General features: G+C 66.7%; 11 protein-coding genes and 1 pseudogene. 1 reads left to right on the top strand and 11 read right to left on the bottom strand.

Annotated elements, in window-relative coordinates:
• From A6M56_RS22135 to A6M56_RS22115, 5 genes and pseudogenes are all read right to left on the bottom strand, one after another.
• Positions 1-244: pseudogene (locus A6M56_RS22135) on the bottom strand (PKHD-type hydroxylase); the annotation flags it as partial.
• 46 nt (positions 245-290) lie between these two features.
• The gene (locus tag A6M56_RS22130) at positions 291-2,525 is read right to left on the bottom strand and encodes a TonB-dependent receptor (protein WP_062738577.1); all 2,235 of its coding nucleotides are present in this window, start codon (positions 2,523-2,525) and stop codon (positions 291-293) included.
• Between the two features lie 276 nt (positions 2,526-2,801).
• Positions 2,802-4,196, bottom strand: coding sequence for a ClcB-like voltage-gated chloride channel protein (locus A6M56_RS22125; protein WP_102079455.1), 1,395 nt, complete (start codon positions 4,194-4,196; stop codon positions 2,802-2,804).
• Positions 4,197-4,247: 51 nt separating this feature from the next.
• Positions 4,248-4,565 (bottom strand): YciI family protein, encoded by a 318-nt coding sequence (locus tag A6M56_RS22120; RefSeq protein ID WP_062738578.1) that lies wholly within the window; start codon positions 4,563-4,565, stop codon positions 4,248-4,250.
• An 83-nt stretch (positions 4,566-4,648) separates the two neighbouring features.
• On the bottom strand, positions 4,649-5,647 hold the full coding sequence (locus A6M56_RS22115; RefSeq protein WP_102079190.1) for a quinone oxidoreductase family protein: 999 nt from the start codon (positions 5,645-5,647) through the stop codon (positions 4,649-4,651).
• Between the two features lie 198 nt (positions 5,648-5,845).
• Here A6M56_RS22115 and A6M56_RS22110 point away from each other — a divergent pair, with 198 nt between their 5' ends.
• Positions 5,846-6,718, top strand: a complete 873-nt coding sequence (locus A6M56_RS22110) for a LysR family transcriptional regulator (protein WP_102079454.1) — start codon at positions 5,846-5,848, stop codon at positions 6,716-6,718.
• A gap of 74 nt (positions 6,719-6,792) precedes the next feature.
• Here the strand turns inward: A6M56_RS22110 and A6M56_RS22105 are convergent, their stop codons facing one another.
• The 6 genes from A6M56_RS22105 to A6M56_RS22080 all read right to left on the bottom strand — a co-directional run bounded on the left by A6M56_RS22105 (position 6,793) and on the right by A6M56_RS22080 (position 14,502).
• The gene (locus A6M56_RS22105) at positions 6,793-7,518 is read right to left on the bottom strand and encodes an ABC transporter ATP-binding protein (RefSeq protein ID WP_045219072.1); all 726 of its coding nucleotides are present in this window, start codon (positions 7,516-7,518) and stop codon (positions 6,793-6,795) included.
• Entirely contained in the window at positions 7,515-8,312 is a 798-nt protein-coding gene (locus A6M56_RS22100) for an ABC transporter ATP-binding protein (protein WP_045219074.1), read from the bottom strand. Before A6M56_RS22100 ends, A6M56_RS22105 begins: the two co-directional genes overlap by 4 nt.
• Before the next feature lie 10 nt (positions 8,313-8,322).
• On the bottom strand, positions 8,323-9,222 hold the full coding sequence (locus A6M56_RS22095) for a branched-chain amino acid ABC transporter permease (protein ID WP_062738581.1): 900 nt from the start codon (positions 9,220-9,222) through the stop codon (positions 8,323-8,325).
• Positions 9,223-9,235: 13 nt separating this feature from the next.
• Positions 9,236-10,117, bottom strand: a complete 882-nt coding sequence (locus tag A6M56_RS22090) for a branched-chain amino acid ABC transporter permease (RefSeq protein ID WP_045219078.1) — start codon at positions 10,115-10,117, stop codon at positions 9,236-9,238.
• A 108-nt stretch (positions 10,118-10,225) separates the two neighbouring features.
• Entirely contained in the window at positions 10,226-11,386 is a 1,161-nt protein-coding gene (locus tag A6M56_RS22085; RefSeq protein ID WP_045219080.1) for an ABC transporter substrate-binding protein, read from the bottom strand.
• Positions 11,387-11,820: 434 nt separating this feature from the next.
• Positions 11,821-14,502: a sensor domain-containing diguanylate cyclase gene (locus A6M56_RS22080; RefSeq protein WP_102079189.1), complete on the bottom strand. Its 2,682-nt coding sequence runs from the start codon at positions 14,500-14,502 to the stop codon at positions 11,821-11,823.
• Positions 14,503-14,558: the final 56 nt, after the last annotated feature.

The following is a 14,558-nucleotide window of genomic DNA, read 5'->3' as shown; positions in this document are numbered from 1 at the left end:
ACACCACATTCGGCAACGCCGCGCTGATGAAGCGCGGGTGCCGCTCCAGCACGCTCAGGATGAGTTGCTGGCACTGCAGGGCCACTTCCGAGCCCTCATCGACCTGCTGGTTGATCTTGACCGGCGCCCCCGAATAGCCGGCCGACACGCGGCCATCCACCCAGGCATCGCCCGCGTTGTCGAGCAGGTCGCGTAGCGCAGCCACCTGCGCAGCGTTGAAGACATTCGGAATGCAGACCAGCATGGCGCTCAGGAAAGAAGGATGAGCCCGGGGCCCATCCCCCAAGCCATTACATGCGATACACCACCGAGAGCATCGCCGCGCGGCCGGTACCCGGCACGGCGCGACCGCCATCGGACGGAATCAGCGCATCGTAATACGTCTTGTTGAACACGTTGAACAGGTTCAGGCGCACGTCGTACTTGGGCTGGTGGTAGGCCAGCATGGCGTCCCAGCGCACGAAGCCGCCCGCCTGCACGGTGTTGGTGTTGTTGGCGTAGCGCTGCGACATGTAGAACGCGCCGGCGCCCACCTCCCAGTTCGGCAGGAACGTGTAGCTCGTCCACACCGTGGCCGAGTGCTTGGGCGTGTTGGCCGGCACCATGCCCTGCGTACCGGCACCGATGCCGTTGACGATCTGCGCGTCGAGGTACGTGTAGCCCGCGAAGAGCTGCAGCTTGTCGGTCAGGCGGCCCGTCGCGCCGAGGCGTGCGCCGCGCACGCGGATCTTGCCCGCCAGCGTGTATGTCGTGCTATCGACCTGCGTGCGGGCGTTGTCCTTGGTGATCTGGAAGAGCGCCGAGCTGACCGACAGGTCGCCGTTGAGCAGGTCCCACTTGCCGCCGGCCTCGTACGACTTGTTCTTCTCCGGGTCCAGGTTCTGCTGGCCCGTGGTGCCTACGAGCTGCTCCAATGACGGGTTGAACGACGTGCCGTACGACACGTAGTACGACTGCCAGTCCGTCGGCTGCCAGATGCCGCCCAGGCGCGTACTGACAAAGTTCACGGTTTGCTGCGCGTACGGCAGCGCGGTGATCTTGGCCGACGCCGGCGTATTCGCCGCATTCAGCGAGTTCGAAATGCTCGCCACGTAGCGGTCATAGCGCAGGCCGGCGACGGCCTTCCATTGCTTGGTGAATTCGATCGAATCGTTGAAGTACGCCGCTACCGTGTTGGCCGAGCCGCCCTGCAGGTTGCCCAGGCTCGACGGCGTGCTCGCCGGCGACGTGGTGTAGCTGGGGCTGACCAGCGGCTCGCACGAGACAAAGCCGCTCGTCATGCTCGACTGCGCCAGCGGCGTACCGTTGCACGAACCGTTGCGATAGTAATTCTGGTTGTCGTAGCCGTCGTGGCCGAACTCGGTGCCGACCAGCAGCGTGTGCTTGACCGAACCCGTATCGAACTTGGCCGTCAGCTCGGTCTGGTTGAACAACGAGTAGTCACGGATGCGGCGGTCGTGGCTTTGCAGGCGCACCGACAGCGCCGACAGCGGCAGATTGCTGTTGGTCAGGGCCGTGAACACGCCCGACGAATTGACCGTACCCACTGCGTTGGGCGCCGTCTCGCGCGCGTCGGTCTGCACGTAGTTGAACTGCGTCTGGTTGCGCAGGCGCAGGTTGGGCGAGAACTTGTGATCGATATTCGCCGAGAACGACGCCACATCTTGCGTGGTGCGGTCGTCGGTGTAGCCGTAGTACGTCTTGGGGCTGACGTTGACCGGGTGGCCGTTGAGGTTCGGCAGGCCGTAATCCGGCATGTCGCGGTTGTGCTGCAGCAGCGCGGAGAGCGTCACCTCGGTCGGCGTGCCAATGCCGAAACGCCACGACGGGGCGACGCCGAAATCCTGCGCGGTCATCTCGTCGCGCGTGCTCGTCTTGCCGTTCTGCGCCATCGCGGCGATGCGGAAAGCGGAAGTCTCGGACGTCGGCGTGTTGACGTCGGCAGTGGCGCGCACCAGGCCGTTGGTGGTGACCGAACCGGTGATTTCCGTGGCGGCCTTCAGCTTCGGCTTCTTCGTCACCTGGTTGATGACACCGCCCGTCGAACCGCGGCCGAACAGCATCGACGACGGGCCCATCAACACTTCCACCGAATCGAGGGCGAACAGGTCACGGTAGTACTGGCCGCGATCCCGGAAGCCGTCGAGGTAGATGTCGGTACGTGCAGAAAAACCGTTCAGGTTGATGTTGTTGCCGATCTGCCCGCCCTCGGCCGCACCGATGGTGATGCCTGGCACGTTGCGCAGCGCATCGGCCAGCGAGCTGCCGCCTTGCGCATCCGTCAGCGCCTTGGGCACGACCGTCACCGATTGCGGCACATCGCGCAGGTTCTCGGGCAGCTTGGAGATGGAGCTCTTGACGGCGTTGTAGTCGTCGCGCGGCGCGGTGCCCTTGACGACGGCTTCAGGCAGCGTGGTGGTGGCCGTGGCTGCCACCTGGGCGGGCGCGGCTTGTTGGGCAAGAGCAACGGCGGGCGTGGCAGACAACGCCAGCAGGGCGCTGGCGATCGGGGTACGGCGGTTCATTGTCGTGGTTTCTCCAGCGGCGCCCCTTTTTCTGTGAATGCCGGCCGCTGCGGGCGCCCTCCTGCGCCCGTGCCGCCGTGCACGAGAGCGCACTACGAATGTCGAGCGCAAATATAAATGATAGTGATTCTCAACAGCAACAACTTGTCGCACTTTCTTCAAAAAGTTCCCGAACGTGCACACCAGGAAGCGATTTATAGATCGCTTTTTCTTCTTTTTTGCTGAGAACGGAGGGTTTTGTGGCGGCCGATAGGGCGCCGCGAGCGCGAAGCGTACCTATTTCTGCGTAGCGCCTGAGGCGGAGGAAGCGTGTTGCGTATCGTCACGATTGCGCGCCAGCGCGCGCGCATACACCGACGGCGCGCCCGCCGCATGCGCGGTCACATAACCCGCAATGCACGCGAGCATGAGGGGCAGCACAACCTGATAGGACAGGGTCATCTCGAAGATCATCAGGATCGACATGAGGGGCGCATGCGTGGTGGCCGCCAGCAGCGCGCCCATGCCAACCACCGCATAGCTGACGGGCACCGGGGCCGCACCGGGCAACAGCGCGTGCATGCCCGTACCGTACAACAGGCCAAGCGCGGCTCCACAGAAGAGCGTGGGCGTAAACACACCGCCCACGGCGCCGGACCCCGCACTGGACGCCGTCGCCGCGACCTTGCAGACGAGGACGAGCGCCACCGTCTGCCACAGCCACGGCTCGTGCAAGAAGCCGTTGACCACGCTGTAGCCGTTGCCCCAGACTTCGGGCACGCCAATGGAAAGCGCGCCGACGATCAGGCCGCCGGCCGCGAGCCGCAACGGGAGCGGCAAGCGGGTCCGCGCAAATGCATCGCGCACGCGGTCGATGAGCCCCAGCAGCAGCGGGCCCGCCATGCCCGCCGCGAGGCCCAGCCCAAGATACGTCAGCACCTCCCAGCCCGAGACGAAATCGAAGTGCGGCATCTCGTAGACCGCGCCGTAGCCGAAGAACTGGCGCACCACGATGTCGGCCGTGACGGCCGCCACCAGCAAGGGCCCAAGCGTTGCCGTCGTGATGACGCCAAACACGATTTCGCAGACGAACACCGCCCCGGAAATTGGCGCGTTATATGCCGACGTGATCCCCGCGGCTGCGCCGCACGCCACGAGCAGGCGCAACTGCTCGACCGACACAAGCGTCCAGCGCCCCAACACCCGGCCCAGCAACGAACCGCACATCGCCGCCAGTTGCACCATCGGCCCTTCACGCCCGATGGATGCCCCGCTGGCCACCGAGCACAGCGACGACGCGCTGCGAACCAGGCTCTGCCGCGCGCTGAGCACGCCGTCGCCCACGGCAATCGCTTCCATGTAGTCTTCCGACCCCTTGCGGGGGATCCACCTCAAGCCCACCTGCAGTGTGATGCCGGCCAGCACCCCCCCGGCCGCCGGCACCACCAGGCGCGCCCACCACGGCAGTGCACGGGCCGTGGCCACCAGCCCCTGGTCCGTGCCCGAGAGCCACCATTGCAGATGGCGCAGGCACTCGCGAAACACGATCGTCGACAACGCCCCCGCGCATCCGATCACCCCGGCAATGACGAACACGAGGTGTTCGCGGCCGAACGGCAGCCGCGCGAGTACGCGTTGCCACCATGGCATGTGAACAGGTGAAGTGGGTGAGCGTGGCGGCGTGTCGGGCATGACGGTCCAGGACATGGCAGATCGCCATGATAGCGGCCGTGCCGCGCGGCTTTATGTCGAGGTCGCAACGACAGCGTCGGGCAGCCATGCCGAGGGTGTATCGGCGCTGCGGCGGTTCGGGCCCCATGCGATCACGCGCGCCTGCACGAGGTTTTCGACGACGAACGGATCGCGCGCAACGATGGCGTCGATCTCTTCCCGGGAAGCCGCGCGCGCGAGGATGCCGCCGCCTTCACGCGGAAAGAACGGCCCCGACATCAGGAAATGGCCGCTGGCGTAGTGCGCATCCAGATGCGCCCGGTGAGCGGGCAACACGCGGTCGAGCTGCGCAAGCGGCGCGTTGTAGGTCAAGAGAATCAGGTACAGCATGCACGGCTCCTTGTAGGTGAGGTGACGGGTTGGCACAGCGGGACGCTTTCACCTCGCAAGGCGTCTCGCAGAAACGGGTACGCTCAGGGGCGCAGCAGCAGTGCGCCGGTCGTGTGGCCGGCCTCCAGCACGGCATGCGCGGCAGCAGCGTCTTCGAGCGGGTACGTACCGCCCAGCGGCACGCGCAGGCCTTCCAGCATGCGCTGCAACGCGGCCTGTGCGCCATCGCGGTAACGCGACAGATCGGCCATGTAGCGGAACACGCCGGGCCGCGCCAGCGCAATGGACCGCGAGGGCCCAAGCGCCGCAAGGTCCACCGTCTGCGTTTGCGCGTTCTCGACATCGCCGGCCTGCCCGATGCTCGCCACCATGCCGAACGGCCGCGCCACCGCCAATGCGGTGTGCAGCATCGGGCCGCCCACACCGTCGATGACGTAATCGACGCCCTCCCCGCCAGTGAGCTGCAACACGGCTTCGCGCATGTCGTGCTGTCGATACAGCACGACGTGGTCGGCGCCATGGGCAAGCGCGACGGCCGCCTTGGCCTCGTTGCCGACGGCGCCGATCACCCTGGTGCCGAGCCGCTTTGCCCATTGCACGAGCAGCGCCCCCAGCCCGCCGGCGGCCGCGTGCACCAGCACCGTATCGCCCGGCTGCACCCGCCGCACACGGGTCAGCAGCATGTGCGCCGTGATGCCGCGAACCAGCGTCGCCGCCACGGTGTCGTCATCGAGCGCACCGGGCAGTGCAATCGCCCGCTCGGCCGGGATGTTGCGATGGCTGGCATACCCGCCGGGCGCCCCGTCGATGAGCCCGGCCCATGCGACCCGCTGGCCGACCACAAAGCCGCGCACGTCCGAACCCAGGGCTTCGACCACGCCCACGCCTTCCACACCCAACACGGCCGGAAACGCGGGTACCGGATACAACCCGGTGCGGTGATACACGTCCACAAAGTTCACCCCGACGGCGGTGTGCCGCACCGTCATCGCATGGGGAGCGGGCGGCGCGAGCATGACGCTGGCGGGCTGCAAACCCAATGCTGGTCCGGTTTCGCGGAGTTGAATGACCTTGGCAGGCATGGCAGGTGTCCTCGCAGAAATGGGTACGCTTTTCGATATCCGTGGTGTGGATGCCGCGTGTGTCACGTTGTGAAAGAAGCGTATTCCGTTCAGAATCGCCCGGGAATCCGGAAAAATTGACCACGTTCTGTGCAAAAACACACGGGTTGGGCTAAGCGTGCGCAGGCGCGCGCTGCGGCGGCCGAACCTTCTTCTTCGCTGCAGTGGGATGACGTGCGCTACTTTCTCGTGCTGGCGCGCGAGGGAAGCCTGTCGGCTGCGGCGCGGCGGCTCGGCGTGGAACACACCACGGTGGCACGGCGCGCCGATGCGCTCGAGCAATCGCTGGGGGTACGGCTGTTTGATCGGCTGCCGCGCGGTTGGCGCCTGACCGCGGAGGGCCATGCGCTTGCCGACCGCGCCGAACGCATGGAGCAGGAAGCCGCCGGCTTTGCGCGCGCAGCCGCGGGCGCGGGCAGCCTGCGCGGCACGGTCCGCATTTCGGCGCCGCCCACCATCGCCAGCCACGTCATCGCGCCCAACCTCACGGCACTGCGCAGGCAATGGCCGGGCATCGACGTGGTCCTGCTGGGCGAAAAGCGCAACGCCAACCTGATGGCGCACGAGGCCGATGTCGCCATCCGGCTGTCGCGCCCCACGGCCTCGACGCTGGCGACGCGGCCGCTCGGCAGCCTCGGCTACGGCCTGTACGCGACGGCTGAGGCAATCGCACGCCCCGAAGCCGAATGGGAATTCATCGGGTACGACGAAGGCCTGCGGCACGTGCCGCAGCAACGCTGGCTCGATGCATTCGCGGGCGAGCGGCGTGTGGTTCTACGCTGCAGCGATCTGCTGGCGATGCACGAGGCCGCGCTGGCCGGGTTGGGTGTGGCAGCGCTGCCGCACTTCCTGGGCGCGCCCGCAGAAACGGGTACGCCTTTGCGCCGGCTACCCATCGACGACCCTGCGCTGCACCGGGACATCTGGCTTGCCATCCACCCGGACGTGCGTCGATCGCCGCGCGTGCGCGCCGTGGCCGATGCCATGATCGCCTTGTTCGAGGCGCAGCGGCACGTATTGGCGGGGCATTGAGCGTACGCAGAAACGGGTACGCTTTGCAAAAAAAACCGGCGCCGAAGTGGGCGCCGGTGGTGTGCGATGTGAGTTCAGCCGCCCAGATAGGCTTCGAGCACGCGCGGATTGCCGAGCAGGTTCTGCCCGCTGTCGGCCAGCACGATCTGGCCGGTTTCGAGCACGTAGCCGTGCTGCGCGATCTTCAGCGCCTGGCGTACGTTCTGTTCGACCAGGAAGATCGTCAGCCCTTCGGCGTTGATCGTACGCAGGATGCGGAAGATCTCCTGCACGATGATCGGCGCCAGCCCCATCGACGGTTCATCGAGCAACAGCACGCGCGGGCGGGCCATCAGCGCCCGTCCGATGGCAAGCATCTGCTGCTCGCCGCCCGACAGGTTGCCGGCCATGCCGTCGATGCGCTCCTTCAGGCGAGGGAACAGATGGAACACGCGCTCCAGGTCGGACGCGATCTGGCCGCGGTCCTTGCGCGTGTAGGCGCCGAGCTCCAGGTTCTCGCGCACCGTCATGGTGGTGAGCGTGGCGCGGCCTTCGGCCACCTGCACGATGCCGCGCTCCACGCGCCTGTGGGCCGACCACTGCGTCACGTCTTCGCCCTCGAACAGGATCTGCCCGCGCACCTCACCCTGCGCCTTCGGGATCAGGCCGGAGAGCGCCAGCAGCGTGGTGGACTTGCCGGCACCGTTTGCACCGACCAGCGAGGTGATCTCGCCCGCCCTGAGTGCAAAGTCGATACCCTTGACGGCCGCGATGTGCCCGTACGACACCTGCAGCCCTTTGACTTCCAGCAGCGTCGTCATGCTGTCTCCTTCTCTGCGGCGCCGGAACCGTCGGCTTCGTCGTCATCGCTGCCCAGATACGCCTCGATGACTTGCGGATTGTTGCGGATCGCCTCCGGCGGCCCCTCGGCGATGATGCGGCCGAAGTTCAGCACGGCAATGCGTTCGCACAGGCCCATCACGAAGCGCATGTCGTGCTCGATCATGAAGATCGTGTAGCCGCGCGCCTTGATGTTCTCGATCTCGGCCATGAGGTCGACCTTCTCGCCGGTGTTCATGCCGGCGACGGGCTCGTCGAGCAGCAGCAGCTTCGGCTCGGTCGCCAGGGCACGCGCGAGCTCGAGCTTGCGCTGGTCGCCGTACGAGAGGTTGTCGGCAATGTCGTGTGCCTTGTGGTCGAGCTTGACCCACGAGAGCAGCTCCAGCGCCCGGTCGCGCGCGCGGCGCTCGGCAGCGCGGTACTTCGACAGCGAGAGCAGCAGCCCCGGCGCGCCGTAGTCCAGGTGGCGATGCATGCCCACCACGACGTTCTCGAGCAGCGTCATCTCCTTGAAGATGCGGATGTTCTGGAACGTGCGGGCGATGCCCATCTGCGTGATGTGGTGCGGCTTCCTGCCGACGAGGTCTTCGCCGTTGAACGTGAGAGAGCCGCCACTGGGTGCGAGCAGCCCCGTGATCAGGTTGAACACCGTCGTCTTGCCGGCGCCGTTCGGGCCGATCAAGCCGAAGATACTGCCCTGCGGCACTTCGATGTTGACGTCCTGCAGGACCGACAGGCCGCCAAAGCGCTTGGAAATGGATGTGAGCTTGAGCATGGGGGCCTCCTCAGTGCGATTCATTGGAAGCCGCCGACGCGCCGGGCATGGTGCCGCCGCGCTTGACGCCAAACCAGCGCGCGAAACGCGCAGGATCCCAGATGCCCTTGGGCAGGAACAGCACGATCACCATCAGGATCACGCCGTTGACGACCAGGCGGAAATCCTTGAACGCGCGCAGCAGTTCGGGCAGCAGCGACAGGATCACGCTGCCGAGCACCGGCCCCATCAGGCCGTTCGTGCCGCCCAGGATGGCCATGGTAAGGATTTCCACGCCGCGGTCGAAGCCGAATTCGTTCGGGCCGATGAAGAAGGTCAGGTGCGCATTGAGTGCGCCAGCCAGGCCGGCAATCACCGCACCGAGCACGAACGCCAGCAGCTTGGTGCCGGCCACGTTGATGCCCATCAGCCCGGCGGCGGTCTCGTCCTCCTTGATGGCCTCGAATGCGCGGCCGACCTTCGAGCGGCGCATGCGTGCCAGCACGAACAGCGTGGCCGCCACGGCCAGCGCCACGTGCCACCACTGGGTGAGCTGCGGAATGCCGTTCAGGCCCAGCGCGCCGCCGGTCCAGTCTTCGGTGTTCAGGATCAGCACGCGCACCACTTCGCCAAAGCCCAGCGTCGCCATGGCCAGGTACACGCCGGACAGGCGCAGCGTCGGCCCGCCGATGACGAACGCCACCACGGCCGGTGCCGCCATGCCGCCCAGCACCGCCACCGGGAAAGGCATCTCGGCATTCATCGTCAGCAGCGCAGACGTATACGCGCCGATGCCCATGAAGGCCGCGTTCGCCATCGCCAGCAAGCCGCACGAGAGCGTCAGGTAGATGGACAGCGCCAGCAGCGCGTTGATGCCCAGCGTCAGCACCAGGTTGCTGTAGACCGACCAGAAATTGTCGAACCACTCCATGTCGCCGGTCTCCTTATGCCTTGCGTTCCAGCACCTTGCCGAACAGCCCTTGGGGCCGCACCAGCAGGATCAGGAACAGCAGGCCGAACGCCACCGCATCGCGCATGGTCGAGCCGATGTAGGCCACCGACAGCACCTCCGCAAAGCCGAGGAAGAGGCCGCCCAGCATCGCGCCGCGAATGTCGCCCAGGCCGCCCAGGATGATGACGGCGATGCCCTTGTGCAGCATCGGCTGCCCCATCAGCGGGAACACCGCGTTGGAGTACAGGCCGATCAGCACGCCGGCAAGGCCGCCGAGCGCCGCCGCCGCGAACGACGTGAGCAGGAACAGCCCTTCCACGTTGATGCCGAGCAGCGCCGCCGCCTTGGGCGACTCCGCAATCGCCCGCAGCGCACGGCCGAGCTGCGTGCGCTTGAGCAGCAGCATGAGCCCGGCCATCAGCACAAACGACAGGACGATGATGCCCAGCTCCAGCGACGTGAGGTGAATGCCGCCAAGGTCCAGCGAGGCATCGGAGACGAGCCCGGACGGAAAGCGCAGGTTCTCGGCCCCGAACACGCCCTGCATGGCGTTGTTGATGGCGATGCCCGCGCCGATGGTGGCGATCATCGGGATCAGGTGAGGTGCGTTGCGGCGGCGCAAGGGGCGCAGCAGCAGCACATCGATGATGAGCCCGGCCACGCCGCTGACGACGAAGCCCACGAGCAGCGCCGCCCACAGCGGCAGTTCGAAATGCGTCACGACCTGCAGCGCCGCGTAGGCACCGAGCATGAAGACCGCGCCGTGCGACAGGTTGATCACGCCCAGGATGCCGAACACCAGCGTGAACCCCAGGGCGAACAACGCATACACGCAGCCAAGCGACAGCGCGTTGACGAGTTGCTGTTCCAGCATGATGAATCAGAGTGAGGTGTGGCCGCGTTTTGCAAAGCGGCCACAAAAAAAGCGATGGGGCGTAGGTTTCGCTACGCCCCGCTTGCCCGGTCCATAGAGAACCGAAGATTACTTCTCGATCGTGTACTTGCCGTTCTTGGTCACGCTCACGATCGGCGTCTGCACGGCGTCGTAGCCGGCCGGCTTGCCGCGCGCCGTCACCTGGCGGAACGCAAACGCGCCGGTTGCCCCGGTGTGCTTGACCGCCGGCAGCGCATCGCGGATGGCCTTGCGGTCCGCGGCGAGGTCGCCGGTGAACTTCACCTTCTTCAGCGCGGCCGCCGCGATGTACATGGCGTCATACGCCTGCGCGGCAAACTGGTCCGGGGCGGCCTTGTACTTGGCCGTGTAGGCGGTGATGAACTTGCTGTTCTCGGGGGTGTGGTTCTCGATGGACCACGGGCTGCCCACCCACAGGTTGTCGGACTTGTCCTTGGCCAGGTCGAACACCTTGACCGAGTTCATGCCGTTGCCCCCGATGATGGGCACGTTCAGGCCGAGCTGGCGGGCCTGAACCATGATCGGACCGCCCTCGGCGATCAGCGCCGACAGCACGATGGCATCCGGATTCGTCGCCTTGATCTTGGTGAGCTGCGCCTTGAAATCCACGTCGCCCTTGGCGAAGGTCTCGGTGGTCGTGACGGGAATCTTCAGGTCTTCGAGCGCCTTCTTGAAGTTGTCGTAGCCGCTCTTGGTGAAGACGTCGTCGTTGCCGTACAGCACGGCGACCTTCTTCACGCCGGCCTTCTTGACCACGGTCTGGATCGTGGCCGGCAGCACGTCGGCTTCGGTCACGGAGTTGCGGAACACGTAGTCGCCGATGCTGGTGATGCCGTCCGCGGTGTTGGACGTGCCAAAGACGACCGTCTTGGCGCCCTGCGCGATCGGGTCAGCCGCCTGCGCGGAGTTCGACAGCGTGGGGCCGAACACCATCGTCACCTTGTCCTGGAAGATCAGCTTCTTGAAGACGTTGATGGCCTCTTCCTTCTTGCCTTGCTCGTCTTCGATCACCAGCGCGATCTTGCTGCCGTTGATGCCGCCGGCAGCGTTGATCTCGTCAGTCGCCAGCTGGAAGCCGTTGCGGATGGCCACGCCGTACTGGGCTGCGCCGCCCGACAGTGCTTCTGCCACGCCGATCTTGATGTCCTGGGCCGCGGTTGCCGCGCCCGTTGCGATTGCCGCCCCCGCAGCCACTGCCGTCAACAGCAGCCGTTTGATCGTGTTTTGCATGTGAACCTGCTCCTTGTTATCCGTCGCGATTGCGATGTTCCGAAGAGTGCGCTGGCCCAACACCGTCGCTCCTCCCCATGCGCCCTGCATCGCGTCCGGCCGCGCGCGCGCCGTGCACGGCGCCGTCGGGCTCGACGGGCAATGACATCGGCAAACCAGCCAGGCGCGCGGTGCCGGGTCGGGCATGCGCAGCCAGGAAGTGCGTCGGAGAGTGAAGCGAAGGCGCCTTGGGTGTAGCGCTCTCGTGCGGCGCGCCAGGGTGGCTGGCGCGCGCAGTCAGTCGCGGGACTTTACCGGAAACCGCACGGTCGTGCGATAGGGAATTGTCCGCCACCCAAGCCGGGAGGCCGATATTGCGCCGCAGCACGCGCCGGATTGCTCGGCCCGATGCTACCGGGCGTACCTGTTTCTGCGTGGTGTGCGGCGCCGCGGGGTCATCCGGTGGAAAGTTCATCCGCGCTGACGAACAGCCCCTTGCCGCGCGATTTGGCCTCGTACAACGCTTCGTCGGCCGCCTCGAAGACGGCGTTCTGCGCGAGCGTGCGCGCATCGAAAAGCGCCCCGCCGATGCTTGCCCCGACCCGCACCATCGCTTCGCCAAGCCGAAACGGCCTGTTGCATGCGCCAAGGATATTGGCCGCGACCGTTCTGGCGTCGTCCGGCTGCGAGAGATGCTCCAGGATCACGGCGAACTCGTCGCCGCCGAACCGCGCCACGCCGTCATACGGGCGCACCGCGCGCGCGAGCCGTTGCGCGAACGCACGCAGCAGCGCATCGCCGGTGGCATGACCGTAGGTATCGTTGATGGCCTTGAAGCCGTCGAGATCGATGAGCAGCAAGGCCCCTGCCGAGGCCGCCACGCGCGCCTGGTCGAGCGCCATGGCGAGCCGCGCTTCAAAGCCCGCGCGGTTCAGCAGACCGGTCAGGTGGTCGGTCGTGGTCAGCGCGCGCAGACGCAGCTCCTGCTTCTTGCGCTCCGTCACGTCCAGCGTGACGGCGTGCACGCCGCTCACACGGCCCTGCGCATCGAACTGCGGCAGGTACGTGATCTCTTCACAGCGATACACGTCGCGGCCGCGATGCTCGCGCTCGAAGACGACGGTCTCGCCGTTCAGCGCGCGGCGCAGGGCGGGCTGCATGGTGGCATAGGGCGCATCGCCCACGACCTCGCGCACGGTCTGCCCGAGCATGGTGGACGAAGGCCGCCCGTAGGTCTTTTCGTAAGCCGCGTTCAGAAAGCGGAAGCGCTCGTCGGTATCGATGAACGACACCAGCGCGGGAATGGCGTCGGTCACGGTCTGCAGCGTCTCGCGGCTGCGCTGCAGTGCCTCCTTGGCTGCCCGATCCCGCGTGATGTCGCGCATGATGGACGAGAAGTGCTCCATCGCACCGGCCGGATCGCGGTGCGCGATGATCATGTGATTGATCGGCACGTCCTTGCCCTGCGCGTTGCGTACGGTCGTCTCGCCGATCCACACACCGTCGCGTGCTGCCGCCGGCACGGCCACTTCGCGCAGCCACTGCATCGTTCCGGGCGGATAGAACGCCTCGACCGACATGCCTCGCACGTCGGCGTCCTCGGCGATGCCGGCAAACCGGCGGCCGGCCGGATTGATGTACGTGACGTTGCCGTCCACATCGCACTGCGCGACAAAGTCCGTGGTGGAGTCGAGAATCTTCGTGAGCACGCGCGAGGCCTGCTGCGCGCGCGCCCGGACGGTGATGTCCTCCATCGCGCCCACGTGGCCCACCACCTTGCCCGCCACGCGCACGGGCGCCGTGTTGACGACGAGCAGCCGTTCCCCCACTCCGGGCACGATCACGCGCTGCTCGGCGCTGTAGCCGACGCCGCGCGTCACCGCATCGCGCCAGCCGGCCATGATGGTGTCGCGGTCGTGCGGATGCAGGCGCTGCAGCCACACGTCGGCCAGCGCTTCGTCGTGCGTTGCGCCCAGCAGGCGGCGGTACGCCTCGTTGGTATAGATGGTGCGGCCCGCTGTATCGGTACGGAACAGGCCGAGCGGCGAGGCATCGTTTACGGCTTCGAGTTCCGCGCGCTGGCGTGTCACCTCGCTCATCAGCTTGTGGAAGGCGGTCGATACGGCTTCGATCTCGGCCGAAGCGACCGGCAGTTCCAGGGGCGGGGCATTGCGCAGGTCGGTCGTGGAGAGCTGCGTCATGGCGGCGTGCAGCCGGCCGAGCGGGCGCAGCAGCCACAGCATCGCGGCCCACACCGACACCCCGATCAACGCGGCCAGCGCCATCACCGACCACCGGAACCGCTGGCGCATGATGGAAAGCTGGCGATTGGCCTCTGCCCCCGGCAGCACGGCAGCCAGCGTCCACCCGACCGCTACCACGTCCTGCCTGGCGACCACGTCGGCGCCCGACTCGGGCGCGGCCCACGGATCGGCGCGGAAGGCCGCCGCCACGGCCGGATCCGAATCGAGCGGCGCCAGGACCTTGCCGGCGTCGGGGTGGACGATAAAGATCGGCTTCGGACCATGCGCAACCACGTAGACATGGCCGGTCTGGCCGACGCGCATGTCACGCAGCGCGCCCAGAAAGTTCGGCTTGAGCAGATACAGCGATGCGCCGATCAGCCCGACCGGCCGGCCCGCCTCATCATGCACGGGCGCGGCCAGGATGATGATGGGCTCGCCGCCCACGCGGTTGCTCAGCGGCGCGGAAACGGCAGGCTGATCGACCACCATGACCTGCTTGAAGTAGTCACGGTCGGCAATGTTGATGCCGACCACGCCCTCGCGGAACGGGCGCAGCGCCGTCACGTCGCCGCCCGCCGTGGCCAGAAACACGCTGTCGAACAGGCCTGCCGCCGGCTCGATCGACGCGAAGAATGCCGCTTCCTGCTGCGGCGTATCGAACCGCACGGTCCGCATCTGCCGCGCGGTGCGTTCGAGCACACCCAGGTAGGTGTCCAACCGCTGCTGCAGGTCTTCGGCCGACACCTTCGCCAGGGCCGTCTGCTGCGCCTGGATCTGCGCCATCATCTCGCGGCGGATAGGCTCGCGCTGCGACCAGCCGAACAGGCTCACCAGCACCACGCTGATGACGGTCGCCATGATTGCCGCCTGCGATTTGAGGGTCAGTTTCATCGAAACGGTCGGCCGGCAGCGGCGCCTCGGAGCCGATGCCTTCTTGTTGTCGTGGG

The organism is Ralstonia sp. RL (genome assembly GCF_001683835.1).
Lineage (GTDB): Bacteria > Pseudomonadota > Gammaproteobacteria > Burkholderiales > Burkholderiaceae > Ralstonia > Ralstonia mannitolilytica.
The sequence above is the reverse complement of the archived record's forward strand: the minus strand, read 5'-3'. Positions and strand labels throughout refer to the sequence as shown.

What these genes read in the sequence shown, in the direction of transcription:
- A6M56_RS22095 (WP_062738581.1), bottom strand. Translation starts at nt 9,222, where the DNA reads ATGGAGTGGTTCGACAATTTCTGGTCGGTCTACAGCAACCTGGTGCTG.
- A6M56_RS22130 (WP_062738577.1), bottom strand. Translation starts at nt 2,525, where the DNA reads ATGAACCGCCGTACCCCGATCGCCAGCGCCCTGCTGGCGTTGTCTGCC.
- A6M56_RS22085 (WP_045219080.1), bottom strand. Translation starts at nt 11,386, where the DNA reads ATGCAAAACACGATCAAACGGCTGCTGTTGACGGCAGTGGCTGCGGGG.
- A6M56_RS22080 (WP_102079189.1), bottom strand. Translation starts at nt 14,502, where the DNA reads ATGAAACTGACCCTCAAATCGCAGGCGGCAATCATGGCGACCGTCATC.
- A6M56_RS22120 (WP_062738578.1), bottom strand. Translation starts at nt 4,565, where the DNA reads ATGCTGTACCTGATTCTCTTGACCTACAACGCGCCGCTTGCGCAGCTC.
- A6M56_RS22125 (WP_102079455.1), bottom strand. Translation starts at nt 4,196, where the DNA reads ATGCCCGACACGCCGCCACGCTCACCCACTTCACCTGTTCACATGCCA.
- A6M56_RS22100 (WP_045219074.1), bottom strand. Translation starts at nt 8,312, where the DNA reads ATGCTCAAGCTCACATCCATTTCCAAGCGCTTTGGCGGCCTGTCGGTC.
- A6M56_RS22115 (WP_102079190.1), bottom strand. Translation starts at nt 5,647, where the DNA reads ATGCCTGCCAAGGTCATTCAACTCCGCGAAACCGGACCAGCATTGGGT.
- A6M56_RS22105 (WP_045219072.1), bottom strand. Translation starts at nt 7,518, where the DNA reads ATGACGACGCTGCTGGAAGTCAAAGGGCTGCAGGTGTCGTACGGGCAC.
- A6M56_RS22090 (WP_045219078.1), bottom strand. Translation starts at nt 10,117, where the DNA reads ATGCTGGAACAGCAACTCGTCAACGCGCTGTCGCTTGGCTGCGTGTAT.